Source organism: Gordonia sp. DT30, assembly GCF_049844915.1.
Classification (GTDB): Bacteria; Actinomycetota; Actinomycetes; order Mycobacteriales; family Mycobacteriaceae; genus Gordonia.
In genome coordinates, this window is record NZ_JBNCLY010000023.1 from 1 (window position 1) to 25850 (window position 25850).

At 65.4% G+C, this 25850-nt stretch carries 26 protein-coding genes and 1 tRNA gene; 15 read left to right on the forward strand and 12 right to left on the reverse strand.

Annotation, left to right across the window (positions count from 1 at the left end):
• Positions 1 to 145: 145 nt before the first annotated feature.
• Positions 146 to 415, forward strand: coding sequence for a 30S ribosomal protein S18 (gene rpsR, locus ACLQ3C_RS17985; protein ID WP_425706460.1), 270 nt, complete (start codon positions 146 to 148; stop codon positions 413 to 415).
• A 26-nt stretch (positions 416 to 441) separates the two neighbouring features.
• On the opposite strand, the gene ACLQ3C_RS17990 is transcribed toward rpsR, so the two are convergent.
• On the reverse strand, positions 442 to 2253 hold the full coding sequence (locus tag ACLQ3C_RS17990) for a cation:proton antiporter (protein WP_425706461.1): 1812 nt from the start codon (positions 2251 to 2253) through the stop codon (positions 442 to 444).
• Between the two features lie 226 nt (positions 2254 to 2479).
• Between ACLQ3C_RS17990 and ACLQ3C_RS17995 the strand changes: the two genes are divergently transcribed.
• The 3 genes from ACLQ3C_RS17995 to ACLQ3C_RS18005 all read left to right on the forward strand — a co-directional run bounded on the left by ACLQ3C_RS17995 (position 2480) and on the right by ACLQ3C_RS18005 (position 6111).
• Positions 2480 to 3481 (forward strand): AurF N-oxygenase family protein, encoded by a 1002-nt coding sequence (locus ACLQ3C_RS17995; protein ID WP_425706462.1) that lies wholly within the window; start codon positions 2480 to 2482, stop codon positions 3479 to 3481.
• A gap of 65 nt (positions 3482 to 3546) precedes the next feature.
• Positions 3547 to 5115, forward strand: coding sequence for a 4Fe-4S binding protein (locus tag ACLQ3C_RS18000; protein WP_425706463.1), 1569 nt, complete (start codon positions 3547 to 3549; stop codon positions 5113 to 5115).
• A 162-nt stretch (positions 5116 to 5277) separates the two neighbouring features.
• Positions 5278 to 6111, forward strand: coding sequence for a maleylpyruvate isomerase N-terminal domain-containing protein (locus ACLQ3C_RS18005; RefSeq protein ID WP_425706464.1), 834 nt, complete (start codon positions 5278 to 5280; stop codon positions 6109 to 6111).
• On the opposite strand, the gene ACLQ3C_RS18010 is transcribed toward ACLQ3C_RS18005, so the two are convergent.
• Positions 6108 to 7058 (reverse strand): esterase/lipase family protein, encoded by a 951-nt coding sequence (locus ACLQ3C_RS18010; RefSeq protein WP_425706465.1) that lies wholly within the window; start codon positions 7056 to 7058, stop codon positions 6108 to 6110. The two genes, ACLQ3C_RS18005 and ACLQ3C_RS18010, sit on opposite strands and share 4 nt — an antisense overlap.
• Positions 7059 to 7126: 68 nt before the next feature.
• The gene (locus ACLQ3C_RS18015) at positions 7127 to 7345 is read right to left on the reverse strand and encodes a hypothetical protein (RefSeq protein WP_425706466.1); all 219 of its coding nucleotides are present in this window, start codon (positions 7343 to 7345) and stop codon (positions 7127 to 7129) included.
• A 106-nt stretch (positions 7346 to 7451) separates the two neighbouring features.
• Between ACLQ3C_RS18015 and ACLQ3C_RS18020 the strand changes: the two genes are divergently transcribed.
• From ACLQ3C_RS18020 to ACLQ3C_RS18050, 7 genes are all read left to right on the forward strand, one after another.
• Positions 7452 to 7655, forward strand: coding sequence for a cold-shock protein (locus tag ACLQ3C_RS18020; protein WP_425706467.1), 204 nt, complete (start codon positions 7452 to 7454; stop codon positions 7653 to 7655).
• 290 nt (positions 7656 to 7945) lie between these two features.
• Positions 7946 to 8086 carry a hypothetical protein gene (locus ACLQ3C_RS18025; RefSeq protein ID WP_425706468.1) on the forward strand — a complete coding sequence of 47 codons (141 nt, stop codon included), beginning with the start codon at positions 7946 to 7948 and terminating at the stop codon, positions 8084 to 8086.
• Positions 8087 to 8281: 195 nt separating this feature from the next.
• The gene (locus tag ACLQ3C_RS18030; protein WP_425706469.1) at positions 8282 to 9346 is read left to right on the forward strand and encodes a fatty acid desaturase family protein; all 1065 of its coding nucleotides are present in this window, start codon (positions 8282 to 8284) and stop codon (positions 9344 to 9346) included.
• Positions 9347 to 9514: 168 nt separating this feature from the next.
• Positions 9515 to 10303, forward strand: coding sequence for an IclR family transcriptional regulator (locus ACLQ3C_RS18035; RefSeq protein WP_425706470.1), 789 nt, complete (start codon positions 9515 to 9517; stop codon positions 10301 to 10303).
• A 188-nt stretch (positions 10304 to 10491) separates the two neighbouring features.
• On the forward strand, positions 10492 to 11649 hold the full coding sequence (locus ACLQ3C_RS18040; RefSeq protein ID WP_425706471.1) for a mandelate racemase/muconate lactonizing enzyme family protein: 1158 nt from the start codon (positions 10492 to 10494) through the stop codon (positions 11647 to 11649).
• A 136-nt stretch (positions 11650 to 11785) separates the two neighbouring features.
• Complete coding sequence (locus ACLQ3C_RS18045) at positions 11786 to 13063, forward strand: MFS transporter (RefSeq protein ID WP_425706472.1); 1278 nt, start codon at positions 11786 to 11788, stop codon at positions 13061 to 13063.
• Positions 13063 to 13803, forward strand: a complete 741-nt coding sequence (locus ACLQ3C_RS18050) for an MBL fold metallo-hydrolase (protein WP_425706473.1) — start codon at positions 13063 to 13065, stop codon at positions 13801 to 13803. The genes ACLQ3C_RS18045 and ACLQ3C_RS18050 overlap by 1 nt, the downstream gene beginning before the upstream one ends.
• On the opposite strand, the gene ACLQ3C_RS18055 is transcribed toward ACLQ3C_RS18050, so the two are convergent.
• Positions 13763 to 14263, reverse strand: a complete 501-nt coding sequence (locus ACLQ3C_RS18055; protein ID WP_425706474.1) for a nitroreductase family deazaflavin-dependent oxidoreductase — start codon at positions 14261 to 14263, stop codon at positions 13763 to 13765. The genes ACLQ3C_RS18050 and ACLQ3C_RS18055 overlap by 41 nt on opposite strands.
• A gap of 165 nt (positions 14264 to 14428) precedes the next feature.
• On the opposite strand from ACLQ3C_RS18055, the gene ACLQ3C_RS18060 reads away from it, so the two are divergent.
• Both ACLQ3C_RS18060 and ACLQ3C_RS18065 read left to right on the forward strand, forming a co-directional pair.
• On the forward strand, positions 14429 to 15193 hold the full coding sequence (locus ACLQ3C_RS18060; RefSeq protein ID WP_425706475.1) for an SDR family oxidoreductase: 765 nt from the start codon (positions 14429 to 14431) through the stop codon (positions 15191 to 15193).
• Positions 15194 to 15247: 54 nt separating this feature from the next.
• Positions 15248 to 15487, forward strand: coding sequence for a CsbD family protein (locus ACLQ3C_RS18065; protein ID WP_425706476.1), 240 nt, complete (start codon positions 15248 to 15250; stop codon positions 15485 to 15487).
• 572 nt (positions 15488 to 16059) lie between these two features.
• Here ACLQ3C_RS18065 and ACLQ3C_RS18070 read toward each other — a convergent pair.
• Complete coding sequence (locus tag ACLQ3C_RS18070) at positions 16060 to 17253, reverse strand: PfkB family carbohydrate kinase (protein WP_425706477.1); 1194 nt, start codon at positions 17251 to 17253, stop codon at positions 16060 to 16062.
• A 286-nt stretch (positions 17254 to 17539) separates the two neighbouring features.
• On the opposite strand from ACLQ3C_RS18070, the gene ACLQ3C_RS18075 reads away from it, so the two are divergent.
• A complete protein-coding gene (locus tag ACLQ3C_RS18075) occupies positions 17540 to 17791 on the forward strand; it encodes a type II toxin-antitoxin system prevent-host-death family antitoxin (RefSeq protein WP_425706478.1) in 252 nt (83 codons plus the stop codon).
• Between the two features lie 529 nt (positions 17792 to 18320).
• Here the strand turns inward: ACLQ3C_RS18075 and ACLQ3C_RS18080 are convergent.
• Positions 18321 to 18393: transfer RNA gene (locus ACLQ3C_RS18080), tRNA-Ala, on the reverse strand.
• Positions 18394 to 18498: 105 nt separating this feature from the next.
• Between ACLQ3C_RS18080 and ACLQ3C_RS18085 the strand changes: the two genes are divergently transcribed.
• Positions 18499 to 19266: a hypothetical protein gene (locus ACLQ3C_RS18085; protein ID WP_425706479.1), complete on the forward strand. Its 768-nt coding sequence runs from the start codon at positions 18499 to 18501 to the stop codon at positions 19264 to 19266.
• Here the strand turns inward: ACLQ3C_RS18085 and glpR are convergent.
• The 6 genes from glpR to ACLQ3C_RS18115 form a co-directional block, all read right to left on the reverse strand.
• Positions 19223 to 20530 carry a gephyrin-like molybdotransferase receptor GlpR gene (glpR, locus tag ACLQ3C_RS18090; RefSeq protein ID WP_425706480.1) on the reverse strand — a complete coding sequence of 436 codons (1308 nt, stop codon included), beginning with the start codon at positions 20528 to 20530 and terminating at the stop codon, positions 19223 to 19225. The genes ACLQ3C_RS18085 and glpR overlap by 44 nt on opposite strands.
• A 141-nt stretch (positions 20531 to 20671) precedes the next feature.
• The gene (locus tag ACLQ3C_RS18095; RefSeq protein ID WP_425706481.1) at positions 20672 to 21334 is read right to left on the reverse strand and encodes an SIMPL domain-containing protein; all 663 of its coding nucleotides are present in this window, start codon (positions 21332 to 21334) and stop codon (positions 20672 to 20674) included.
• Between the two features lie 28 nt (positions 21335 to 21362).
• On the reverse strand, positions 21363 to 22034 hold the full coding sequence (locus ACLQ3C_RS18100) for a response regulator transcription factor (RefSeq protein WP_425706519.1): 672 nt from the start codon (positions 22032 to 22034) through the stop codon (positions 21363 to 21365).
• Positions 22031 to 23293, reverse strand: a complete 1263-nt coding sequence (locus ACLQ3C_RS18105; protein ID WP_425706482.1) for a sensor histidine kinase — start codon at positions 23291 to 23293, stop codon at positions 22031 to 22033. Before ACLQ3C_RS18105 ends, ACLQ3C_RS18100 begins: the two co-directional genes overlap by 4 nt.
• Positions 23294 to 23622: 329 nt before the next feature.
• Positions 23623 to 24468 carry a hypothetical protein gene (locus ACLQ3C_RS18110; RefSeq protein ID WP_425706483.1) on the reverse strand — a complete coding sequence of 282 codons (846 nt, stop codon included), beginning with the start codon at positions 24466 to 24468 and terminating at the stop codon, positions 23623 to 23625.
• Positions 24469 to 24822: 354 nt separating this feature from the next.
• The gene (locus ACLQ3C_RS18115) at positions 24823 to 25839 is read right to left on the reverse strand and encodes an IS30 family transposase (protein ID WP_425706520.1); all 1017 of its coding nucleotides are present in this window, start codon (positions 25837 to 25839) and stop codon (positions 24823 to 24825) included.
• Positions 25840 to 25850 lie beyond the last annotated feature (11 nt).

A 25850-nucleotide genomic window follows, 5' to 3' on the forward strand; every position in this document is an offset into this window, starting at 1 on the left:
ACCGAAAACCGCCTCGGACCAACCCGATCCGAGGCGAAACCCGCACACTGAACAACCGGCACGAAAAATCGAGGCTAACCGCTGCCACAGCGACGTATCGCTATCGCTACCAGCGCCCAGCCCTCCGACTCAGCAGGAGAATCCCATGTCCCCATCCGATTCCGAGCGAGGCAAGCGGCCCGACGAGAACCAGCCGCGGCCCCGCAACAAGCTCATGTCACTGGGCCTACGGCCGACCGGCCGAGAACCGGTGGACTACAAGGACGTCGAGACGTTACGGCAGTTCATCTCCGACCGCGGCAAGATCCGGCCACGCCGGGCCACCGGTCTGACACCGCAGCAGCAACGTCAGGTCGCCACCGCGATCCGCAACGCACGCGAGATGGCGTTGCTGCCCTGCGAGTCCCGTCGCTGAACGCCGTCGCCGGGTATCCGAGGAGATCAGCCGAGCTGTGGGTCGAGGCTGATCTCCTCGGCGTCGAGTTGATTGAGCATCCGCGACAACGCCTCCGACGAGTAGCTGCCCTCTCGGCGTAAGCGGAGGAGGTGTCTACGTTGGGCCGCGATGATCTCGCGGCGCACCGCCCGCAGCTGGGCGCGTTCGGTGTAGTTCAGGCCGTAGCTGGCCCCGGACGTGATATCTCCTTCATTGCCGTCGTCGCTGCCGTCGTCCTGCTCGGCCTCGTGGCTGGCCTGTTCGATACGTGCACGCAGCCAAGGGATTTGCCGGACCAACTCCGATTGCGCCATCGCGGTGCGCATCGTCTGGTCCATCTCCCCGCGCAACCGTAGTCGCTCGGCCCGCTTGTTCTCGGTGGTGTCGGGCAGGTGCAGGCTCCGGATGAGCCCCGTCAACGTGCCGCCCTGCAACAGCAGCGAGGCGGCCGCCACCACGAATGCGGTCAACACCAGCAGGGACCGCGAGTGGATGTCGGTGGGCAGGGTCTGCGCCGCGGCGACGGTGACGACGCCACGCATTCCCGCCCACACCATGATGACGCCCTCCTTGCGGCCCAGCGGTGCTTCGTCGTAGTAGTTGATGTCGGCCAGCGTCCGCGTGATGCGCGCGTTGATGCGTCCGGCCGTCTCCGGCGACATGGTGTTCGGCGAGGCCTGATCCGGATCCCGCTTGTGCCGGAACCGCAATCGCCAACCCCAGCGCCGCAGCCGCTGACGTATCGGCGACTGCTCGTCCGACGACGCACCGGCGGTCGGTCTCGCGGTGTAGTTCTCGAGATATGGACGGATGGCCTGACCGCGCTGCCTGCGGTGATCGATCAGCCACACCACCGGCACGATGTAGATCGAGCGGATCACCAGCGACATCCCGAGTGCGGCCAGCCCGAGCCACACCGCATGCCCCACCCCGTCGTGTTCGTCGGCCACGTCCCGCATCAGGCCGAACAGTTCGAGGCCCATGAGGAAGAAGACGCCACCTTCGGCGAGCATCTCGACCATCCGCCAGTTCTGGGTGTCGGAGAGTCGATGGCGCGGCGTCAGGTAACGGACCGCGCCCGCGCCGGTGATCAGCCCCGCGGTCACGGCCGCGACCAGGCCCGAGGCACCCAGTTCCTCGGCGGGCAGGTAGGCGAGGTACGGCACGGTGAAGGAGATGGCGGTGTTGACCGCCGGGTCGGCGACGCGCGCACGCACCCACAGATTCAGCACACCGATGACGCCGCCGATCACCACGGCAACCACCACCGCATACGCGAAGTTCAGAACGACCCCGCCGAACGAGATGGAGGCCGCGGTCGCCGCGACCGCCGCCCGGAGCAATACCAGCGAAGTCGCGTCGTTGAGCATGCTCTCACCCTCGAGAACCGCGGTCACGCGGGAGGGAACCCCGAGCTTCTTGGCGATCGAGGTGGCCACCGCGTCGGTCGGGCTGACGATGGCACCCAACGCCACGCCGGTCGCCAGATCGATTCCGGGGATGATCGCCCGGAAGAAGAAGCCCAGGGCGACAGCGCTGACCAGGACGAGCACCACCGATAGCGCGCTGATCGTGCGGAAGTCGCGGCGGAATTCCATGGTCGGCATCTGCACGGCCGCCGCATAGAGCAGCGGCGGGAGGACGCCGACCAGAATCCATTCCGGATCGAGGTGGATCGCCGGCACGAACGGGGTGATACCGATGACCGCGCCGATCACGACCAGGGCCAGGGCCGCGGGGACGCGGATACGGGGCGCCAGCTCGGTGACGGCCACGATCAACAGAATCGCGCCGATGACGATCAGGATCTTCTCCATGCCGTACATGATCTCCCGAGAGTCGTCCTTGAGGGCATCCGCATCTCGTCAGTACGTCTGATCGAGGCGATCGGTCGCAAACATGAGGAGATTTGGCACACCGACAAATGTGACATTGACCGTTGACATACGACGGCGCGCACATCTACCGTCAGTGTCAACGCTTGTTGTCGTATGAAGGCACGATGTCCGATCGCCCGTGCCGCCCGAATTCCAGGAGCCAGAGATGACCGAGGTTCTCAGGTACGTTCCCGAACAATCCAAGTCCGACACCGATCACGATTACGCACGAGTCCTCGATGACCTGTCGGCGGCGTCGGTACACCGCAACTTCGATCCCTACCTCGACATCGACTGGGATGCCCCGGAGATGGCGGTGATACCCGACGATCCGCGGTGGATTCTGTCCTATGACGTCGATCCGATCGGACGCCACCCTTGGTATCAGTCGCAGCCGCGGGACAAGCAGATCGCCATCGGCATGTGGCGTCAGGCCAACGTCGCCAAGGTCGGCCTGCAGTTCGAATCCATCCTGATCCGTGGACTCATGCAGTACAGCTTCGCACTCCACAACGGCGACAAGCGATTTCGCTATACCACCCATGAATCCAAAGAAGAATGCAACCACACCCTGATGTTCCAGGAGATGGTGAACCGGATCGGGATGGACGTGCCCGGCGCGAAAGTGTTCTACCGTCGGGTCTCGATGTTCCTGCCGCTGATATCGACGGTCTTCCCGACGGTGTTCTTTTTCGGCATACTCGGCGGCGAGGAGCCGATCGACCACCTGCAAAAAGACTTCCTGCGCACCACCGACGACCTACATCCCGCGATGTCGGCGGTCATGCAACTGCACGTCGCCGAGGAGGCGCGGCACATCTCCTTTGCGCACCACCACCTGCGTGAGACGGTCCCGAAGAAGGGCCCGGTACGGCGCTTCCTGCTCTCGCTCACGCTCCCCATCGCCATGCGCGGGCTGCTCGGCGCGATCATGGTGCCGCCGCGGTCCTTCCGTCGCGAATTCGACATTCCGGACTCGGTGATGCGGCAGATCTTCTGGGGCTCACCGGAATCCAAACGCGTGCGGCGCAACGTCTTCGGCGACGTGCGGATGCTCGCGGAGCAGTGCGGCCTGGACAACCCGGCGGCCCGGGGCCTGTGGCGGATACTCGGCATCTCCGGTCGGTCCTCACGATTCCGCAGCGAACCCATCTACTCGGCGCCCTGATCGCCGCGACCCCGCGTCAGCTCCCCCGATAGCCATTACCCCGATAGCCGAAGACCTCTGATCCCATGCCCCATGTAGTCACGCAGGCTTGCTGTGGTGATGCGTCCTGTGTGTACGCGTGCCCGGTGAACTGTATTCACCCGACCCCCGACGAACCCGACTTCGGCATCGCCGAGATGCTCTACATCGATCCGGCCACGTGCGTGGACTGCGGCGCATGCGTCACTGCGTGCCCGGTGGGCGCGATCACCGCGTCGCATCGCCTGACCGACGGTCAGGAGCGGTTCATCGACATCAACGCGTCGATGTACCCCATCACGTCCGCCGACGCACCGGATACCGCGGCCGGACTCACCGAGGCGCGCTTTCCGGTCGACCCCGCGCACCGCCGGCCGCTCGCCCCGATCGGGCACCCCGATACCCTCGGCGTCGACGGCCCGGTGTCGGTGGGCATCGTCGGTTCGGGACCGTCGGCGATGTACGCCGCCGACGATCTGCTGCGCTACCCGCAGGTGCGGGTGGTCATGTACGAACGGCTCGACCGCCCGTTCGGTCTGGCCCGTTTCGGTGTGGCGCCCGACCACGAGTCGACCCGGTCGGTCATGGCGCTGTTCGACGACATCGCCGGGCACCCGCGCCTCGAGATCCGCCTGGGCACCGAGATCGGCCAGGATCTGAGCCTGGAGAATCTGCGCTCGCGCCACACCGCGGTGATCTGGGCCGGCGGCGCCACCACCGACCGGCGCCTCGAGATCGACGGCGCCGGCTCACGGGGCGTCACCAGCGCCACCTCGTTCGTCGGCTGGTACAACGATCACCCCGACTTCGCCGACCTCGACGTCGATCTCTCGGTGCCGGAGGCCGTGGTGATCGGCACCGGAAACGTCGCGCTCGATGTCGCCCGCATCCTGGTGCGCGACCCACGCGAGCTGGCCGCCACCTCGATCGCCGGCCACGCCCTCGCCACACTCCGCAACTCGGCCATCGGCCGGGTCACCATCCTGGGTCGACGCGGCGCCGAACACGCCGCGTTCACCCTGCCCGAGCTCGTCGGGCTGGTCGACGGGGGCATCCCCGTGACCGTCGACCAGTCCGACGAGGTTCCTGATCCGTCCTCGACGACCGACCCGGTCACACGCGCCAAGCTCGAGGTGCTGCGCGAGGTCGCCGCGCGTCCGACGCCGACGGTCCCGCACATCCGCTTCGCATTCGGCCGCACGCCACGCACGATCAGCGTGGTCGACGGACGTGCCTGCGGTGTCGTCGTCGACCGTTCCGACGGCGGTTCCGAGTGCGTCGAGGCCGGGTTGATCCTGACGTCCATCGGATATCGCGGTCGGCCCGTGCCCGGCCTGCCGTTCGATCCGGTCCGGGGCGTCATCCCCAACGAGAACGGCCGGGTCGTCGGCGACGGAACGGCCGGCGAACCGCTGTCCCGGTCGCCGCTGGCGGACGTGTATGTGACGGGATGGATCAAGCGCGGGCCGTCGGGGTTCATCGGCACCAACAAGACCGACTCCGCGCAGACGGTCGCCACGCTCGTCGACGATCTGCGAACCCGGGCCGGACGGGCCGGCGAGCTGGCCGCGCCGCGCCGCGGTTCCCGCATCGCATCGCTTCTCGGAAGACTCTGACCCTCCCGTATTTACAGACAGCTTTCCCCTTTTATTGGTAGGTCCGTCCCCAGAAAGCAGGATCGGTCACGATTCGGCTTCCTTTGACAATTCGCTGTGGATCAACTGATGCACTTTCGCCGACTGCCGAGTAACGTCGGCGGCGCGAATGGGGGTGTGTGCATGCCCGGAACGATTTCTCGTTTCGACTACATCGACGCGGCACGGACGATCGGCGAGCGCTTCGCCGAGTTGGTGCGCGACGTCGACTCGCCCGACGTGCGCGTCGAATCGTGTCGGGGATGGTCGCTGGCCGACTGTGTCGGACACATCGCATGCGAGCCGTCGCGCTACCTCGACCTCGTCGGCGGTAAGGACGAATGGCCCTGCCGGCCAAGCGATCTCAATGATGTCTACGCGAAGCAGATCGCCAATCTGCCCACCCGGGACACCCGGACACTGGCCGATAAGTTTCTCGCCGACCTCGATGAGCTCCTCGACACTGTTCGCCACTTCGGCGCACGGGTCCCGATGATGCGGATCGCCGGCAGCCAGCGAGTTCGCTCAGATACCGCACTGGGCATTCTCATCGGCGAGATGACGGTGCGTGGCCGCGATATCGCGCGCGTGCTCGGTGCACGCTGGGACATCGACCCGACAATCGCGCCGATGGTCACCCGCGGCGGACATCAACTCCTGCGGCCCTGGGCAGATTCGCATATCTGCCATGGACACAACGCCACCTACGACGTCCGCATCCGACGCACTTCCGAGCGGATCGTCTACCGATTCGACGACGGGCACCTCGAGATCGACCCGGCCGATTCGCCGCACCCAGACGTCTACATCAGCGTCGACCCGATCACCGTCGTCCTCGCCGCGCACGGTCGCTTCTCGGCCGGCTCGGCTCTTCTCACGGGTCGGGCGATCGCGTGGGGAGCAAAGCCATGGCTGGCCGTCGGCCTCAATCGGCGCCTGGCGGCAGCCCGCAGTCTGACCGCCGCAGACATCGCCTAGAACGCGCTGCCGGTGATCGGCGCGGCCCGGTCACACGGGACCGGCCGGGGATGCGCCGGATCGAGCGCGTTGAGCACGAAGTACGCCGCCCGCCGGGAACCGGCGAGCCCGGCGTGTTCGGTGTAGTCGACCGGACATCCTTGCTGCACCACGATGTTGTGAACGTTGGGACCACCGGGTAGCTGTCCGGAGGTATACGGCACGACGAGTTCGTCGTTGCGCGTGCTGACGTTGGTGTAGGTGATGCCGGGCAAGTAGACGCCGCCGGCACGCAGTTTCATCATGAACACCGACGACGGGTCGAATTGTGCACAGGCCTGACACAGCGGGAACTGCGCGGCGCTGAGGCCGAGTTGCCGGAGAACCGGCATCAGCACCGCAGCGCCACCGACACCGGTCCCCTGCCACAGCGGTGCGAGCGAGACGTACTTGTCGATCTTGTCGTGTCCGCCGAGGAATTTCGCGTAGTAGTCGGGGATCAGCGTGCCCTGCGAGTGCCCGACGATCTCGACCTTGTGCGCGCCCGTGGCCGCGAGCACCTTCTCGACGTAGGCGGCGAGTTGCGCCGCACTGCCCTCCATCGGCGTCATCCCGCCCACGGCGCTCACCGGCCACGGCGCCCGGTCCACGACGCCATAGGTGAGCGCGAAGACGCAGTAGCCCTGATTCTTCAGCAGCGGTACGTAGGTACCCCAGTTGGTTTGTTGCGATCCGCCCGTACCGTGAACCAGCACAACGGGATTCGGATGCGCGGCCGACGGCCGGCAGGAGAGGTCATTGGAGCCGGGCAGCGACCCACCCGGGTGAGCGAGTTCGTCGGGGATGCCGCCGAGGAAGTTGTAGCCGACCGGCAACTCGGCGCGTGCGACTCCACCGCCCCCGCCGATGAGGGCGACGATCGCCCCGGCGATCACACTGACGCCGACGACCATCCTGCGCAAGCCCATGCAGGGAACCTAGCAAGTGCTTGGGCCGCGGAACGGGCGTTCGGCCGAGGTTGGAGCCGCCGGGCCGGCTATCGCTCCTGGATGAGCTCGTCGAGGGCCTCGGGCACCACACACAAGGTGTCGGCGATCTTCTGCACTGTCGTCGAATCGTCGACGGCGCCGGTCAGCGCCTCGCGAGCGCCATCGACGCTGACGCCCGATTCCTCGGCGATCGCCTCAAAGGTCGGATCGAGGCCGACGTCGCCGAACAGTGGCTCGAACTTCACGGGGACGCGAGTTGCTGTCATGCCCGGATGGTAGCCGTTGTGCACTGATGCTTGCTTTGTGTACGAAGTGTGCGACAATCTTTGCGGGGAGTCACGTTGATTCCCTTCAACAGGAAGAAGTTGCAGGATGGCACAAGGAACCGTTAAGTGGTTCAACGGCGAAAAGGGCTTCGGCTTCATCGCCCCCGACGACCAGGGTGAGGACGTTTTCGTTCACTTCTCTGCGATCTCGGGCAACGGATACCGCTCTCTCGAAGAGCAGCAGCGCGTCGAGTTCGACGTCGAGCAGGGCGCCAAAGGTCTTCAGGCCACCAATGTGAGTGCTCTGTAAGCCTCTCATCAGGCCCGACAGCCCCGACACCATCCCGGTGTCGGGGCTGTTGCCGTCTATATCGGCGTTTCCGACCGAGATCCCCCGCGTCCTGTAGGGTTGGGGCACCCCAGCCGGTGCTGACGCACCCTTCGGCAGGACGATCATTTCGCTGCAGCGGCGTCCAGTGAGGAGCGCGGAGATGACGCGCATTCCCCCGAGTCACCGAGTCCGGAGCCGTCTCCGCACCCCATCGCACGACTCCCCCCACGACATTCAGATGCATCCGGCGAACCTCAAAGGATATGACCATGACCCACGAACTCTTCTCCCACCCGTATGAGGCGACAGGCGAGTCACCACTGCCCACCGACGCGCCGATGTCGGTGCACCTCACATTCTCCGACAGCACCGAAGCGCGCCGCGCCGGAGAACACCGGTCCACCGAATAGCCGCACCCATCGACACCGCCGTACCCATCAGCACATCCGACATCACGGTCTGGCCCACGTGGTGAATTCCATTCTCCGGCCTGAATTTCCGCCGGTACTTTCCTGAGTACCGCCCGCCTCATCCCTGGGAGTCCCGTCACGCCGATGGCGCCTGACAGTGGGGCTCGCACAGAGCAGAAAGCACGAGGCGCATACGTGTCACAGACCGAACAGATCCGCCCCAACCGCAACAATTTCGTCAGCTCCTACACCGAGCTGGCCGCCGAGGTCCGTGCCTCGGGCCTGCTGGAACGCCGACGGAGTTTCTACATCGTCCGCATTGCGGCCACCTCGGTGGCGCTGGTCGCCGCCTGGATCGCGGTCGTCATGCTCGGCGACTCCTGGTGGCAACTGGGCGTCGCGGGCGCCATCGCCATCATCAGCACCCAGTTCGGATTCCTCGGACATGACGGTGCCCACCGGCAGATGTTCGCCTCGTGCGCCGCCAACGAGTGGGTGGCTCGCATCACGGCGGCTGCCGGCGCCGGATTATCGCTGCACTGGTGGCGGGGCAAGCACAATCGACATCACAAGTCGCCGAACCAGATCGGCGTCGATCCCGACATCGCCGACGGCCCCATCGCGTTCGTCCCCGAGGACGCGGCAGCGCGTTCGGGCATTTACGCCTGGTTCACTCGCAGGCAGGGCTGGCTGTTCTTCCCGTTGCTGACCTTCGAAGGGGCCGCACTCCACGTCGCGAGCTATCAAGGGTTGTTTGCGCGAACGCATGTGCCACAACGCTTTTTGGAACTCTCACTCATCACACTGCGACTCGGCCTCGGGTTTGTGCTGCCGTTCGTGGTGATGCCACCGCTGCTGGCGCTCGCCTTCATCCTTATCCAGATGGGCGTGTTCGGGGTCCTGCTCGGCGGCGCCTTCGCTCCGAACCACAAAGGTATGCCGTTGGTTCCCAAGGAGATGCGGGTAGATTTCCTGCGCCGTCAGGTCCTCATGTCACGCAACATCCGCGGCGGACGCTTCACCGATTTCATGATGGGCGGGCTCAACTATCAGATCGAGCACCACCTGTTCCCGAGCATGCCGCGACCCAATCTCGCGAAGGTCCGGCCCCTCGTGCGGGCGCACTGCGCTCGCCACTCGGTCACCTACACCGAGACGTCACTGCTCAATTCCTACGCGATCGTCGTCCGCTACCTCAACCAGGCCGGCCTCGGCGAGCGTGACCCCTTCACCTGCCCGCTGGTGCAGATGTATCGGTGATCCGCCGGCGGCGGCCGCCGCCGGTTCGCTTCCCGCTCACTCATTTGCTTCCCGCTCACCGATCTCGGTGAGCGGGAAGCAAATCGTTGAGCGGGAGCGCAACTGCGATCGACCGCCACTCCCCTTCGTTATGCTGTGGTTCATAGTTGCTGACGAGTGGAGTGGGGTTTGACGGACCACTATCGGATTGCCGCGCTGGAGAAGGGTCTGCGGGTGCTGGCCTGCTTCACTCCCAACGAGCGGGCGCTCGGCGTCAGCGAGGTGGCCAGGACGACGAAGATTCCGGTGTCGACGTGCTTTCGGATCCTGCGCACCCTCGAGGACTCGGGTTACGTCGAGCAGCTCGATGACGGCACGTTCACCCCTAGCGCGGCCGTCCTCACGTTGGGGTTCGCCGCGCTGCAGGGCAACGAGGTCGTCGAGGCCACCCGCCTGCCCTTGCGCGAGTTGCAGCGGCACACCCGGGAGACCTGCAGCCTGGCAGTCCTGTCCGGCGCCGACATCGTCTACCTGCTGAGGTACAAGTCGGCCGGATACGTCGTGGGAAATGTGGTGGCCGGGTCGCTGCTTCCGGCCGCGTGCACCGCAATGGGAAAGGTACTGCTGTCCTGTCTGGAGGACCCCGAGCTGGACGCGACCTTGGCCGGCGTCGATCTTGCGAGCTACCGGATGGGCCCCAATGCCGTGCAGACGATGGACGAACTGCGCGCCGAGCTCGCCACCATCCGGGAACGCGGCTGGGGATCGCAGGACGAGGAGGTGGCCTTCGGCCTGCGCTCGATCTCGCTGCCCGTCATGAACCTGGACGGAGCAGCCGGGGCGATCGCCGTGTCCGTCGAATCCGCGCAGTGGTCGCACGAACGGATGATCGACGAACTCCTCCCTCAGCTTCGGCGCGCCGCCGACAAGGCGTCGATCAGCATGGGCTACTTGCCATCGATCCGACCTTCTCACTAGGTGAAAAATCGCTTCCCGCTTTTCATGGATAGAGAAGCCGAGCGAGCTACCTCCCCGAAATGGCAAGGGCCAGCCAACTTGCCGCGGATTCTGCCCGTGCGAGGTTGAGCTGAGACGCCACGCGTGATTAGCGTCGGTGGTGACCCGCTTCACAACAAAGTGGGAAGCATGAAGAAGGAGTTACAACCATGGCGATCATCACCGCCGTCACAGCGCGTTTTCTCGAAGCCACGCCCGAGGCCGGCGTTGTCTTCGGTGCCGGAGACTTCAACACCTACAGCATGGTTCTGGTGGAGATCCACGACGATTCCGGGCACGTCGGCTACGGCGAAGCACTCGCCCGACGCGGGGGTGCCATGACCGCGGTCGCAGTCGAGTCCCTGCTGGCCCCGGTTCTCATCGGGAAGGACCCGCGCAACATCGAGGGCCTGTGGGTCGAGATGGTTCAGCAGTTGCGCACCTGGGGTCACGTGTCGGGTGTGGTGATGGAAGCCGTCTCCGGCGCCGACACCGCTCTGTGGGACCTGGTGGGCAAGATCGAGGGCAAGCCGGTGTGGCAGCTCCTCGCCGGCGCCGGTCGCTCGGAGGTCCCGGTCTACGCCTCGTCGGTCTACATCTCCGACCCCGACACCATGGTCACCGAGGCCCTCGCGCAGCAGGCCCGCGGCTTCAAGCGACTCAAGGTCAAGATCGGCCGCAAGCCGCACGAGGGTGGCCAGGACGCCGACCTCCGCGCACTCTGGGCCATCCGCGAGGCCGTGGGCGATGAGCTGGAACTCGTCGTCGACGCCAACGGTGCCTACGACGCCGCCGGCGCCATCCGGATGGGACGCAAGATGGAGCCGCTGGACATCCGCTGGTTCGAGGAGCCGGTGTTCATGGACGACCTCGGCGGCTACGAGCAGATCCACGGCATGACGTCGACGCCGTTGGCGCGCGGCGAAACCGACTTCGGCATCTTCACGATGCGCGATGTGATCGAAAAGCGCCTCATCGACGTCGTGCAGCCCGACCTCGGCCGCTGCGGAGGCATCACGGGTGCCCGGCACATCTGGACGCTCACCTACGCCCACAACCTGGCCTTCGCCCCGCACACGGGGTTTTCGGGCGGGTACTCGCAGCTGGCCGCGCTGCACGTCTCGGCGGCGGCCCCCGGACTGCTCGCGCTCGAGCACATGTTCATCGACAATCCCTGCCGGGAGATCTTTGTCGGGGGCTACCCCGAGCCCACCAACGGCATGCTGGCCGTTCCGCAGGGCCCCGGCCTGGGCCTGGAACTCGACCTCGAAAAGGTCGACCGCTACACCGTCGAACTGCCGTCGCGGCAGGGCCAGCCCGTCGCATAGCGCACCCCCGGAAGTCCAAGGGCGCAACGATATCGATGCGCCCTTGGACGGCCAACGAACAACCCTCGTTTCTGCCTTCTAAGGATATTCGACAATGAAGTCAATATTGACTCGGTCGCAGACGGAGCACAGCACTATGCGCGGCCTGACCGACAACCGGCGCTTCATCATCGCGTTCGGCTTGTTGCTGATCATCACGCTCGGCTACATCGACCGCGTCAACATGTCCGTGGCCGCGCCGCACATCATCGACCAATTCGACCTCTCCACCGGACAATTCGGCCTGATCACGTCCGTCTTCAACTGGGCCTACATCGTCTTTCTCGTACCGGTGGGCATGATGGCCGACCGATGGGGCGCGCGACTCATCCTGCCGATCAGCATCATCGTCTGGTCCCTGGGTGCCGGCCTGACCGGCGGAGCGCTGGGGCTCACGATGCTCGTCATCGCGCGACTGCTGCTCGGCGCCGGCGAATCGAGCGTCTATCCCGTCGGCAATCTCGTGGTGCGGGAATGGGCGCCGTCGAAGGAACGCGGCATCTTCACCGGCATGCTGAATGCGGGTGCGCTGGTGGGTCCGGCCGTCGGTGCCGTCATCGCCGCCTACCTGATCGCCGCATGGGGCTGGCGCGCATCGTTCTTCATTCTCGGCGCGGCCGGTATCCTCGTCGGAATCGTGTGGTCCATCGTCTACACCACGCCGGAGAAGTCTCGGTGGCTGACGAACACCGAGCGCCAGTTCATTCTCGAGAACCGGGACAGCCCAATCACCCCCGACGGTGCCGCAAAGTTGAGTGTCGTTGCGCTGCTGCGGATGCGGACGATCTGGGGGCTGATGATCACCCAGGGATGCGCCGTCTACACCAACTATCTCTTCCTGAGCTTCCTTCCGCTTTATCTCACCACCGAAAAGGGCCTCAAAGATGTGGGCTCCGGCTGGGTCACCGGCATCACGTACGGCATCGCCGCCGTCGGAAGTGTCGGTATCGCCTATATCAGTGACCGGGCCGTCAAGAACACCGACGTGCTCAGTGGCAGCCGGCGCAAGATTGTGAGCCTCACGCTGCTGCTCGGACTTCCGTTGCTGGCGTTGCCGTGGGTGGGCAATTTTGCCCTCGTCGTCATCCTGATCTCCTGGATCCTGCTCGTGATCACCGCGGCCATCACCCTCAACTTCGCGCTGGCGGGCGACCTGACCACCGACAAGTCTTCCGGTGGACGGGTTTTCGCGCTGGTGACCTTCGGCGGCAACCTCTTCGGTCTGCTCGCACCGATCATCACCGGGTACCTCGTGGACTGGACGAGTGGCTACACCGCGCCATTCCTGGTCGCCGGAGTCCTGCTTCTCATCGGATCGTTCACCAGCCGGTACTTGTCGAATCGTCCGCTACAACGATCCGAGGTGGCTGCCTGATGTACATGCTCGATCTTCTCGTCGAAGGCTTTCCGGCCATCAGCCGAACCCATGGCGGCCTGGGATGGAGCAGCGTCTCGTTGCTCCACGACGGCCAACGGCGCGTGCTGGTGGAAACCGGTCCCCCGGCCTACATTCCGCTTCTACACGAGCGACTCGGCCGGCTCGGCATCACCGCCGACGAGATCACGCACGTGCTGGTGACCCATCTCCATTGGGATCACGTCGGCAACTTCACGATGTTCCCCGGCGCGCAGGTGCTCGTGTCGGAGACCGAAATGGATTGGGCCGCAGCACAGCCGCCGGGAACGACGTTTGTTCCCGATCTCCACGTCAGAGAACTTGCGAACGGTCGCCGCGATGTGCGCCTGGTGCGCGGTGATCAGGAGGTCCTGCCGGGCATCTTCTCGATCGACACGCCCGGCCACACCCCAGGACATATCGCTTTCCGGACCGAAACCCCTACCGGCACCGTTCTCTTCGCCGGCGACTCCGTCAAGAATCGGTATGAGCTCGGCACGGAGACAGCCGCGTCGACGATGGATGCCGCAGCCGGCGTCGCAAGCATCCGGAAGCTGAAATCGTTGATGGAAGCCGACAAGTCCGTGATCATGGTCCCCGGGCATGACGTTCCGCTGAAGATCGTCGGCGGTCAGGTCACCGCACTCATGGAGCAGGAGGCAGACCTCGCGGTCTACCTCAATGCGACCGATGATCCGGTCCGCCTGCAGATCGACTGACGTCGGCCAACCCCAGAGCGACCATCGGGAGAGTCGTGACGGACGCATCGGTGGCCTGTTCGATCATGCCCCGCAGATTCCGCCACGCGCGAGGATGCGCCTGCTGATATCGCTGCAGGGTCTCGGCGGACTCCTCGTCGGACATCGGGCGCGCACGCGCGGGCAGACTCCGCGCAGTGCCGATGCTGACCTTGCACTCCGGGCAGGCCATCAGATTCCGGTACCACTGAGAGCTCGTACCGAATCCGCTGACGACGACGAGCACGTCCGCCGACGGCCGGTCGACCACCTCGAGACAGACGTACCGCGGGAGGCCGGACCGGCGTCCGAGGTGTTCGAGCATCAGCACCCGCCGACCCAACAGCCATCCGAGATTGTGCCGATAGAGCCAGATGGGGGCGCGGACCACCGAACGGTTCCGAAGCAGGTACGCGCCGACGCGGTCTGTGATGGGAGCCACATCGACAGCGTAGTCGGAGCCCCGACCGCGCCTTCGGGCGTGACGGCCCATCGGTGCAGATCCCCCCACCGCGGTGACCGGTTTACCGGTTGCCGACATCGGGTACTGCCTATCCCAGCTGGGGCGAAGTCTCGTAACGAAAGTTCGTGACCTAAGGAGGTTGTGGTGACGACGCACAGGACGACGCTGGAAGACAAGGTCGCCGTGATCGGCGGCGGCGAGAAGAATCTCGGCGGTCTGGTCAGCCGAACGTTCGCCGACGCAGGCGCCCGCGGGGTGGTGGTGCACTATCACAACGACAGTTCCGCTTCGGACGCCGAGCAGACGGTCGAGGCCGTGCAGGAGGCCGGTGCGCAGGCGGTCGCCGTCCAGGCCGACTTGACTCGGCCGAACGACGTCGAGAGCGTCTTCGACACGGCTGTCCGGGAATTCGACGGATTCGACATCGCGGTGAACACCGCCGGAATGGTGCTCCGCAAGCCGATTCTCGAGACCACCGAGGACGAGTACGACAAGATGCTCGGTATCAACGCGAAGGCCGCATTCTTCTTTCTCAAGGAGGCGGGGCGGCGCATCAATGACCGTGGACGGATCGTCACCCTCGTCACCTCGCTCTTGCCTGCCTTCACCGACGGCTACTCCACCTACAACGGCGGCAAAGCCGCTGCCGAGCACTTCACTCGTGCCGCCGCCAAGGAATTCATCGAGCGTGGCATCTCGGTCAACAATGTGGGGCCCGGCCCGATGGACACCCCCTTCTTCTACCCGCAGGAGACCGATGAACGGGTCGAATTCCACAAGTCGCAAGCGATGGACGATCAACTCACCGATATCGAGGACATCGCGCCGCTGATCAAATATCTCGTCACCGATGGCGGATGGATCACCGGGCAGACCATCTTCGCCAACGGCGGTTACACCACCAGGTGATCACCGTCGCTCATTACGGGAACTGCAGCAGATAACAAGGATAGGAGAAAGTTGATGGCTGACAACAACAGTGGACCCTCGGAGGGCGTCAAGGGCGTCGTCGAAGACGCCAAGGGCAAGGTGAAAGAAGCTGCCGGCGCCTTGAGCGGTCAGGACAACTTGACCCGCGAGGGCCGGGCCCAGCAGGACAAGGCCGACTCCCAGCGCGAGGTCGCGGAGAAAGAAGCAGCCGCCGACAAGGCACGCGCGCAGGCCAAGACCGACGAGCAGCGGGAGAAGAACGAGCAGCAGTAGCGCTCGGCCCCCGTCCCTCGGGGTTGGAATCGGTACGACATGGCTCTCGGTTTCCAGGAGTCATGTCGTACCGATTCGCGGGGTAGTGCTGATCCAGTTCTTGGCGTTCGGGGGTGGACTCGATATGGCGCGCAAGGACAGGACGGCACATGACGCGCCCTGGCCGATCACCACCAGTCTCCCCGCGGATACCCATGAGAAGCCTGTCGCGCGACGCGAGCCGTGTAACACGGAACCAGTACTACACTGACTTCGTGGCGAACCTGACCATCACCGTCGACGACGAGACACTCAAGCGAGCGCGGATACGGGCGATCGAACGCGGCGAATCAGTGAATCAGTATCTTGCACAACGTCTCATCGAGTGCGCCGACGGATGCCGACGATTCCCGTCGGCAACGCGCGGCTGTCGACTTTGTTCACCTATCGCGCTCGTTGAGTGGAACCACCAGCGGCGCCGGCTGGACGCGCGAAGAACTCTACGACGAGCCCCACAAGGCCGATCAGTGACCGTATTCCTGGACACAAATCTTATCGCCTACCAATTCGACGACAGCTTCCCCGACAAGCAGTCACGTGCGCGCGACCTGTTCGGCGCGAATGCCACGAATGCGGTCGTCAGCACGCAAGTGCTCATCGAGTTGCACTCGGTACTCACACGCAAACTCGGCCGGACGCGCACCGATGCTGCAAGAATCCTCGACGCGCTGCCGAAGCGGCAGCCCGGGCAGCTGCGACGAACTCTGGACCGAGGACCTGATACACGGCAGCACCCTTCGCGGCGTGCGGATCGTCAACCCACTTCGGTGACCCGCCCGGAATCGGTACGACATGGCTCTCGGTTTCCGGGAGCCATGTCTTACCGATTCGACGAGGTTGTGGCGACGAACTGCCTCCAGCGTCGGCCTGCCACCAAGGTGCTGGACGGTAGATGCCGCAGCCGCCGATGCCACCTGCCCGGCGCGACGTGGATCGGCGCCTGTGCGCAACGCCGCGATGAGTCCGGCGACGAAGGCGTCTCCCGCACCCGTGGTGTCCTGCACCGGTACGTCGGCATGCGGGTAGAGCTCGCTACCATCGCGCCAGACCAGCAGGTCGCCGACGTCGGGGATCGCCAACGCCACCAGCGACGGACCTTGGGCCAGAAGCTTGCGGGCGAGTCCGCGGGCCGCCGACTGCGTCGTCGGAGCGGCGTCGTCGGCGATCAGCGCGGCCTCCTCGGCGTCGGCACGCAGCACATCGAGCAGCGGCAGTAGGTCGGCCCGGAGGTCTGGTTGCACGGCGCCGTCCGCGACGACCCGCGCGCCGGCGACCCTCCCCCGCCGCGCGGCTGCCAGCACGGTCTGTCCCGGCTGCTGCAACTGGAGCGACACGGTGTCGGCGCGGGCGATGAGCGCCGCCGACTGCTCGATGTCGGGCACACCGCAAAGCGCCTCCGCCGGAACATCTTCGAACAATCGTCGACTGGCCGGCTCGTCGACGAGGTCGACCAGCAACGCCGTGCGGCCACGACGAACCACCCCGGTGACATCGATGACGTCCCGGACCGCCTGGGCGACCGCGTCGTCGCCGTACCGATCGGTTCCGGCAACCCCGATCAACGACACCTCGACACCCAATTGGGCAAGTCCCACAGCCTGATTGGCGCCCTTGCCGCCGAGCGCCTCGTGCCATTGCACGATCGGGGCCGTCCCGCCCGGCTCGGGCAGGCCGTCCGTTCGGATTACCAGATCACGCCCGATCTGGCCGATCACCACCACGCTCACGCCACCAGAGTCCCCGCGGGTGTGCGCCGAGAAACCTACCGCCGATCACCTAAATATCAAGCGGTTTCCGAGAGAGTGAAACCTACCGTTTCCGGGCGTTCGGCACACAACACCAGATCAGTCATACACTGGCCAAGTACGCAGCCATCGCAGATTCTCGGCGCTGCCATGATCGGCACTGACGCCTATCGCATCCGCGTCGGAAACTCCCGGGTCGTCTATCTCATCGAGGATTCGATCCGCGTCGTCACTGTCACCCGAATCGCTCACGCGGATAGGTTTACCGATGACCACACCACATCTCGTCCCGGTCAGTGAGGCCAAGGGGCGTCTCTCCGAACTCGTCAGGGACGCCGATGACGACAACGTCGTCATCATGAACTACGGACGTCCTGCCGCCGTCCTCATTTCCACGCGGCGCTATGACGACCTCATGGCACACATCGACGACCTCGAAGACCGTCTGTCAGTCCACGAGCGCGACGACGTCACCATGCCTCTGGACAAGGTGATGGCCGAACTCGGTCTCGATGACTAGCCATGCCACGTCCACCGCTACCCCCAGGCACCTGGGAGCGGATCACCCGCCCGGCTGTGGCTCGCCATGCGCGTCGAATTCGGTGACCACGCGGTGGACACCCTCGACGATGACCACGAACTGATCGCCCTGCGGATCACCCCCAGCCTCGGTGACATCCGAGTCGGAGAGGCACCGTCGGCGTCCTCGACCGGTTCCGGCGTGTGGTGCCGACCAATGCGCGGTCCCGGCGGCACCACACCGCGCTATCGGGATGCTCACGCTCGACGCCCAGCATGACGCGATCCACCGCAACCCCATCAACGACACCACCCGCCGCACCTGCCGGCACACGCCCGCACGATCAGCGAGCTGCAGCAGTCGCGGATATGCATCGCCGCCTGGTCTGACACCAACCGTTACGGTCCGAAACGCGGCACCGACTTTCCCGACCTCGCCGACCTCCTGATCGGATCGGACCTTCGGCGGGTGAGCAAAAAAAACGGCCCCTCCTCGGTTCGGGAGAGGCCGCCTGATCTGGTGTTCTCGGTGGAGCTAAGGGGAATCGAACCCCTGACCTACTCGATGCGAACGAGTCGCGCTACCAACTGCGCCATAGCCCCGTGCCGGTCCGGAAACCGACCGTTGACACTCTAGCAGCACCCCCGCCGGTGCTCACAAACGCCAGGTCAGCGCGTGTCACCCCCACCTGTGGTTACTCTGCTGACGTGGCCGAGATGACAAACGACCAGCTGGCACGATCGTTGGATGCGGCGATCGGGGTGATCGACCCGCTCCTCGATCTGCTCGCCGACCGCGATCCGCTCGGCCTGAAAGAGCACACCTTCGACGACGGGGAACACCGTGGCCTCGCGGCCGTGCAGCACTCGGTCGCGAACGCGCTGAACGTCGCGGACTGGCCGGGCACCAAGGGCTGGGCCGAACTGTCGATGAACGCGCGGGCCGACTGGTGGATCAGCCGGCTCGGCACCGTCAACACCGTCGCGCTGGCCTACCCGGGCGTCCTCGGCGCGTGGGCCAAGGCGCTGCCCATCGCCACACCCCTCGGATTCGCCAACCAGGCGACCGTCTTGATCGCCGTCGCGCGCGAGTACGGCGTCACCGACCGGTCATGGCAGATTCGGCTCCTCGCGTCGGTCCTGTGCGATCGCGACCTACCCGACGACGCCCTGCCGTCGTCGGGCGGAGGGGCAGACGCTCCGACGACGGGCCGGCCCTCGGCACTGCGGCTCCTCTGGGATACGGCGCAGATCCTGCGCAAGGTCGACGCCGAGATGAGTCGCCGGCCCCGGGCTCCCCGACCATTCTCGACGCTGTCGTGGATACCGCTGCTGGGTGCACCGTCGCTATACGTCGGAGAACGTCTGGCGCTCTGCCGCGCAGCGCGTGCAGGACGCGAATGGATTGCGGCGCACCCGAAATCGGTCGGCGTCAGCCGGCAGCGGCGTGCCGGAAGTCCTCGTCCTCGCGCATGACCCGACGCCGCTGGAACGGCGGCAGGTGATCGAAGACCGGGTCCTCGTCGTCGATCTCGAGGACAACAGCGCCACCGGGTCGCCGCAGCCGGGGCGGGGTCGGTGCCGCCGCGAACTCCTCGGTCTGCATCTCCCGACGCTCACGCTCGGCATCCTCGCGGGCAGCACGCCGCGCCCGCGCGATCCGCTGCGCCCGAATCTGGTGCTCTGCCTTCACGGTTCGGCGTAGGTAGAAGAGATAGCCGATGAAGACCACGCCGGCCACACCGGTCGCTGCCCAACCCACGAGCCCGAGCAGGACGCCGCACACGACCGCAGCAACAACCAGCGCAGCCAGGACGAGAGTCACCCGCTGCCGCTCCTTGTAGCGCAACGCGTCACCGGTCGCATCGATCCGGTACGCACTGCGGCGGCGCGACTTACGGTCCTGCGCCGAATCCGGGTCGGTCTCCTTGGCAGCAGCAGCCACGCCGGACCGCCGGTGGACGCCCTCCAACTCCTCGTCGATCTCATCATCGAGATCGGCGTCGTCTAGGTCGTCGTACTCAGCATCGTCGTCATACTCGGCATCGTCGTCATACTCGTCTTCGAGGTCATCGTCGTACTCGGCATCCTCGTAATCGTCGTCGTACTCGTCGTCGAGATCGTCCTCGTACTCCGCGTCTTCGTCCTCGTACTCGGCATCCTCGTACTCGGCGTCTTCATAGTCACCGTCGAGGTCGTCGTTCTCGGACCGCTCCTCGTCGTCATCCTCGGCGTCGTCGACCAGATCGACCTCCACCTCGACGACGTCGGCCTCGACACGCGCGACGGGGACCGTCTCGTCATCCTCGGCGTCGTCGGCCACCGCTGAATCGACGTCCACCGAATCGCTGTCCACCGAATCGCTGTCCACCGAATCGCTGTCCACCGAATCGCTGTCTACCGAATCATCCTCGGCGACACCGGCTTCGGCGACGATGTCATCGGCGTCCACATCGTCGGCATCGACGCTGTCCTCGATATCCTCGTCCTCGTCCTCGTCGAGAACGGCGGTCGCGGTGCGGCTCGTGGTCCGCTCGGACTTCCAGGACGGATCGTGCGGGTGCGCGCCCGCGGCGCGGCGGCGCACATTGTGCGCTCGCGTTCCACCGCGGTGCAGCAGCCGGGTCGATTTGGCGACGTCGGTGGTCTTCTTCATCTGCGGGCGGCCCTTGATGATCATCGGGACCAACACGAAGAGCCACACCGCGACGAGGCAGACCCACAGGACGGAGTTCGGCATGGCTCTCCCTTTCTTCACTCTGGTTACACCGGGCCACCACACAATCTAGGGACGACCTCGGTGTATCCAGCGCAGGCGCGCCGACCGACACCCGAATTGGGCCGGTTCACATCACTCTCTCAGACAGCGGCGGCGCCGGAATCAGTCCGGCTCGACGACGAACCGCGCATCCACCTGCACCGACAGCTCGATGTCGCGGGCCCGCAGGTCGAGCGCCGGACCACCGTCGGCACCGGACGGCGCACCGGCCAGCATCATGCCGCGCGCGACCGGCGAGGGGTCAGCGAGCATGTCCGGGTCGGCGAGCTGCACCGGTACCACCCGACCGCGACCGACCGCATCGGCATACGCCTGGGCCTTGAGCACCGCGTCTCCGACGGCGTCGGCGCGCAACTGTGCCTCGTGTCGCCGACGGCTCTCATCCGTCAGATCCCAGTGAACCCCGTCGACGCTCACGCCGGGCTCGACGGCCCACACGTCGATGAAGCGATTGAGTTCGTCGACGTCGACGAACTCGGCGTCGACGCCGATGTCGGTGGTGTACACCAGGTCCCGGCGATTGCCGTTCTTGTCGTAGGGACGATAGGAGTACACGTGCACGGTGCCGGCCGACCACGTCGTCACCGCCGACCGTCCGACGAGCCCGTCGAGCTCCCCGGCCAGCCGCGCCTGCACCGCAACCGCATCGCGGTAGACCGAATCGCGTTCGGCACCGGAGGTTTCGGCTCGCAGATGTACCAATGCCCGCTCGGGCGTGAAGTTTTCCCGAGCGGAGCCACGGACGTTGATCTCCAGAGCAGGCATTCTTCCGATGGTAGGCGTACCCGGGTGTTCAGCCTCTGCGCCCGGCGAGCCCGTGCTCGTAGGCATAGATGACGACATGAATCCGGTTGCGCAGATCCAACTTGGCCAGGATGTGCGCCACATGGGATTTGATGGTCGTCTCGGAGACGTACAACTCCGCGGCGATCTCCTGGTTCGAGAGTCCACGCGCCACCGCGGCGACCACCTCCTGCTCCCGGTCGGTGAGCACGTCCACCCCCGCACCGGCAGAACCGCCATCGGTGGCAGTGGCGTCCGGGGTCGCCACGAACGTATCGAGCAGCGCGCGGGTGATGCGTGGCGACACCACCGCGTCGCCGCGCGCGACCGCAGCCACCGCGGCCACCAGGTCGGCGCCGCGCACATCCTTGAGCAAGAACCCGGCGGCCCCGGCCCGGATGGCGGCGAACGCATACTCGTCGAGGTCGAAGGTCGTCAGCACCAGCACCGCCACCTGCGGTGCGTGCGCCACCACCCGCCGGGTGGCCTCGACGCCGTCGACGAGAGGCATCCGCACATCCATCAACACCACGTCGGGACGACAGGTGTCGACGAGCGCGACGGCCTGCTCACCGTCGGATGCCTCGCCGACCACCTCGATACCGTCGGCCTCGTCGAGGATCATGCGCAGGCCCATCCGCACCAGTTCCTGGTCGTCGACGAGCGCCACCCGGATGGTCATCGGACCGGCCCGCCCGTCGGCACCCGCGCCCACACCCGCCAGCCACCGTCGACCGGCCCGGCATGCGCCTGTCCCCCGTGCAGCGCGGCACGCTCGGCGATCCCCGCCAGCCCGTGCCCGCTCCCCCGCGCTCGGTCCGAGCCGCCGCCGTCGTCGAGGACCTCGACGACGATCTCGTCGGGGCGGTAGCTCAGCTCGACGCGGACCCGGCTCGCCTCGGAGTGTTTACGCACGTTGGTCAACGCCTCCTGCACGATGCGATACACGCTCAGCGACACCGCATCTCCGAGCGCGGTGACGACGCCGTCGGTGACGACCTCGACGTCGACGCCGGTGGCGCGGGTCTCGCGCACCAGCGAGTCCAGTTCACCGATTCCCGGCTGCGGCCGGTGGGGCGGATCGTCGTCGCCGCGCAAAATCCCGACCAGATCGCGCATCTCGGCCAGCGAACTCCGGCCGGTGTCGGCGACCCGCGTCATCGCTGCCCGCGCCACGGCCGGATCGGAATCCTGTTTGGCCAGAGCACCTTCGGTCAATGTCACCATCACCGACAATCCGTGCGCCACCACGTCGTGCATCTCCCGGGCGATCCGCTCCCGGTTGCGCGCGGCCCCGATCATCTCCTGCTGATGACGTTCCCGTTCGCGCCGTTGCGCATCCTCGGCGGCCGTCGCGATCGCCACCCGTCGGCTACGGACGGCCATCCCGGCACAGACGGCGGCGACGGTCGGCCCGGTCAGCAGGACCAGACTGTCGACACGCCCGTCGACCGGCTGCCAGCGCAGCACCGCCAGCAGCGATCCGACCTCGACGACCGCCGCGGCCGCCCACGCCATGCGCGCCGGATAGACCGATGCCACCGTGTAGAGCGCGATCAGCAGCGACATGTCGGCCACCAGTCGCAGATCGAACGACCACTGCACGAGGGCGACGACGGCGATCACCGCGAACACCGTCACCGGGTATCGCCGCCGGACGAGCAACGGTACCGTCAACAGCACACTGACGACCAGGCCCGCGGCCAGGTGATCGGCGATCGGACCGGTCCGCTGGACGAGTTGGATTGCCGCACAAGCGAGTACGAACAACACCGGCACCACCGCCGACAGCAGCCCAGACGTGACCACCGACCGCACGAACCCGACGACCCGCACGGTCACACGACTCGGCTCGGCATCGTCAGTCAGCCACCACGCCCGCCAGCGCCGGACGTTACCGGTGATCCGCTCGGGCAGCCGGCCCGGCACCATCTCGGACATTCGTCGACTGTAGTCGCCGCACCGCGCCCCGAGCACCCTCCGCGCGGACGACTTCCTCCTCATCCGCGCGGAGGAGTCCCCCAGGAGACAGAACCGTTCGCACCGCCGATGTGGTGGCACCCACCCCAATATCGAGGAATCGCTACCTCGCCGCCGACCTGCTCCGGCGACTCAACGAACTCGAAGTGCCGCCCCGTTCCCTGGCCCTGGTCAGCAACACGCCAGGCAGTTCTGTCTCCGACGAATTCTTCACTCGGTACCATCCCTTCCACCAACGTGTAGATAAGCGCCATGATCACCAGCGGAAAGACTACGCAAACGATGCTGAATCACCATTCATAGGCGATGGCTTCTTTGATTGCCAGACGTCGGCGAACTGATCGCGGTGGTGGGATGAGCATGCGGCTCAATGCTTGCGGCGACACCTTGACATCAGGGTGCGAGCGTAGGAAGAACAACGTGGATGCCAGGGCGTTGGCTTCCACAGTGAAGTCCTTGGATCGAATCACATGCTCGACCTTGTCGACGTTGGTCCTCGGCTCCGCTGTGGTCAGATCGACCGATGTGCCAGGTGGGCAACTGAACCGTAGACACGGCTGATCGCCGGCGGAGTGGTCAATATCGGCGACCAGGTCTAGCTCGTCCGAAAGCGTCACTCGCCAGTGGTCGTGGTGAATCTTGATTGTGCACGAGGTGGCGTCGATGTTGAGCAACGCACGAGATCGGACGACAGAACCTATGACGAGCGCACCACCACACAAGACTGCACCTATCGCACCTCCGTAGGCGAACCATTGTGGAGCGAGTCCCAACGCGCCGCCGACGGCCATGAACACCAATAGTGAGGTAGCTGCGCCCAACAAGTAGGTCGGCGACGAGGGCGCCCATACGCGGTAGCCGAGACGCACTCCGGTATCGGTGAGGGTGACAGCTGGACGATTTGGCGCGACCGAACCGAGCAGGACAACGCTCCCTGCGAGGAACCCACCGATACAGATGAAGACCGGTCCGTGTCGAGCCAGAACGAACAGGCTCAACACCACGATGGCAACCGCCACCGCTTTTGGCACTAAACTCATCGAGTTCGGCCACAGCTTTATCCATCGAAAGTCGTCCGGGATGTCGCTGCGCTCGCCGTAGTGGTTGCCATTTTCTGACATGCTCTCATCTCTCACATACGTCACGATAGAATTGGCGACTCAGTGCGCCGGCATCTACTTCTGGTTGCCGATACCGGGGATCGAACGTACGTCGCCAGTTCTTGCTACCGGTGGGTTGCGCTTCGAACGCGGGCACCGCGTACGGCTGGCCGACAACGAACAATGGGGCAGGATTGCAGGCGGCCTGGGCGATCTGATGGCAGTGGACTTCCCCAACGGGGACCGCCTCTCGTTGCAGAGGGAAACTTTGAACAACTCGATTAGGCCGTATTCGGCACAATTTCTACGCGGCGACGTTCACGTTCAGTCTCTCCGGAACTGGTTCTGCCATTCACTCGACTTACCCAGCGAATCATGATATGGGCGGTGTCAACCCGTGCAAGCAACGTTGTCTCGTAGGAGGGCTTCGAACTTCTCGCGGGGGGTGTAGAAGTCGAGGGTTTGTCGTGGGCGTTCGTTGAGCTCGCGGGCGATGGCATCGAGGTAGGCCTGATTGCTGGTGATGTCGGTGCCTTTGGGTAGGTACTCGCGGATCAGTCCGTTGGTGTTCTCGTTGGAGGGACGCTCCCACGGCGAATGTGGGTGAGCGAAGTAGATCGGCAGGTCAGCGGCTACGGTGACCGAGGCATGTTCAGCCATCTCGGTGCCCTGATCCCAGGTCAACCCCTGCCGCATGAACGCCGGCAACGCGTGGAGATGGTCGATCAACGCATCGGCTACACCGACGGCCTTCTTCCCGTCGGGCAGCCCCAGGATCAGCGTGTAGCGGGTGCTGCGTTCGACCAGGGTGACCGCGGCGGACTTGTTGCGGGCACCCACAATGAGGTCCCCCTCCCACCAGCCGGGCACGCGTCGGTCGGTAGCTTCGGTCGGACGGTCATCGATGGAGATCATGCCCACGATCCGCGCGTTGCGCTCACCGACCTTCTTGCGAGGTTTGCGTTGAACCTGCTTGCTGCGCAACATGATTCCCTGTTTAGCGAGCTCCTTTCCGGGGTGCGCATAGATCCACCGGTAGATAGCTTCGTGTGAGACCGTGCGGCCCTGGGCATCGAGGGAACCGTCCATGAGTTCCACATTGTCTTCAGATGCCTCCAGCCGCAACCGCCCCGAGATCTGGCGTGGTGTACGAGAAGCCTTCAGATCCGCTCGCACCCGTGCGGCCAACACCGGATCGGCATCGATCGCACGCGACTGCGGACGTGTCCTCGCGGCAGTGGCCCGCTTTTCTGCGGCCACCACCCGATACCCCGCCGCGGTAGAGTTACGGCGGACCTCTCGTGAGATCACCGACTTGCAGCGGCCGACATGCGCCGCGATCGCGGTCACCGACCAACCCGCCTTGATCCCGGTAGCGATCTCAGTCCGATCCTCCACCGTCAACATCCTGCGTCCCA

Bases quoted from the DNA above. Each gene is read 5' to 3' on its own strand.
- rpsR (WP_425706460.1), top strand. From the start codon at position 146: ATGTCCCCATCCGATTCCGAGCGAGGCAAGCGGCCCGACGAGAACCAG.
- ACLQ3C_RS17990 (WP_425706461.1), bottom strand. From the start codon at position 2,253: ATGGAGAAGATCCTGATCGTCATCGGCGCGATTCTGTTGATCGTGGCC.
- ACLQ3C_RS17995 (WP_425706462.1), top strand. From the start codon at position 2,480: ATGACCGAGGTTCTCAGGTACGTTCCCGAACAATCCAAGTCCGACACC.
- ACLQ3C_RS18000 (WP_425706463.1), top strand. From the start codon at position 3,547: ATGCCCCATGTAGTCACGCAGGCTTGCTGTGGTGATGCGTCCTGTGTG.
- ACLQ3C_RS18005 (WP_425706464.1), top strand. From the start codon at position 5,278: ATGCCCGGAACGATTTCTCGTTTCGACTACATCGACGCGGCACGGACG.
- ACLQ3C_RS18010 (WP_425706465.1), bottom strand. From the start codon at position 7,058: ATGGGCTTGCGCAGGATGGTCGTCGGCGTCAGTGTGATCGCCGGGGCG.
- ACLQ3C_RS18015 (WP_425706466.1), bottom strand. From the start codon at position 7,345: ATGACAGCAACTCGCGTCCCCGTGAAGTTCGAGCCACTGTTCGGCGAC.
- ACLQ3C_RS18020 (WP_425706467.1), top strand. From the start codon at position 7,452: ATGGCACAAGGAACCGTTAAGTGGTTCAACGGCGAAAAGGGCTTCGGC.
- ACLQ3C_RS18025 (WP_425706468.1), top strand. From the start codon at position 7,946: ATGACCCACGAACTCTTCTCCCACCCGTATGAGGCGACAGGCGAGTCA.
- ACLQ3C_RS18040 (WP_425706471.1), top strand. From the start codon at position 10,492: ATGGCGATCATCACCGCCGTCACAGCGCGTTTTCTCGAAGCCACGCCC.
- ACLQ3C_RS18045 (WP_425706472.1), top strand. From the start codon at position 11,786: ATGCGCGGCCTGACCGACAACCGGCGCTTCATCATCGCGTTCGGCTTG.
- ACLQ3C_RS18050 (WP_425706473.1), top strand. From the start codon at position 13,063: ATGTACATGCTCGATCTTCTCGTCGAAGGCTTTCCGGCCATCAGCCGA.
- ACLQ3C_RS18065 (WP_425706476.1), top strand. From the start codon at position 15,248: ATGGCTGACAACAACAGTGGACCCTCGGAGGGCGTCAAGGGCGTCGTC.
- ACLQ3C_RS18075 (WP_425706478.1), top strand. From the start codon at position 17,540: ATGACCACACCACATCTCGTCCCGGTCAGTGAGGCCAAGGGGCGTCTC.
- glpR (WP_425706480.1), bottom strand. From the start codon at position 20,530: ATGCCGAACTCCGTCCTGTGGGTCTGCCTCGTCGCGGTGTGGCTCTTC.
- ACLQ3C_RS18095 (WP_425706481.1), bottom strand. From the start codon at position 21,334: ATGCCTGCTCTGGAGATCAACGTCCGTGGCTCCGCTCGGGAAAACTTC.
- ACLQ3C_RS18100 (WP_425706519.1), bottom strand. From the start codon at position 22,034: ATGACCATCCGGGTGGCGCTCGTCGACGACCAGGAACTGGTGCGGATG.
- ACLQ3C_RS18105 (WP_425706482.1), bottom strand. From the start codon at position 23,293: ATGTCCGAGATGGTGCCGGGCCGGCTGCCCGAGCGGATCACCGGTAAC.
- ACLQ3C_RS18115 (WP_425706520.1), bottom strand. From the start codon at position 25,839: ATGTTGACGGTGGAGGATCGGACTGAGATCGCTACCGGGATCAAGGCG.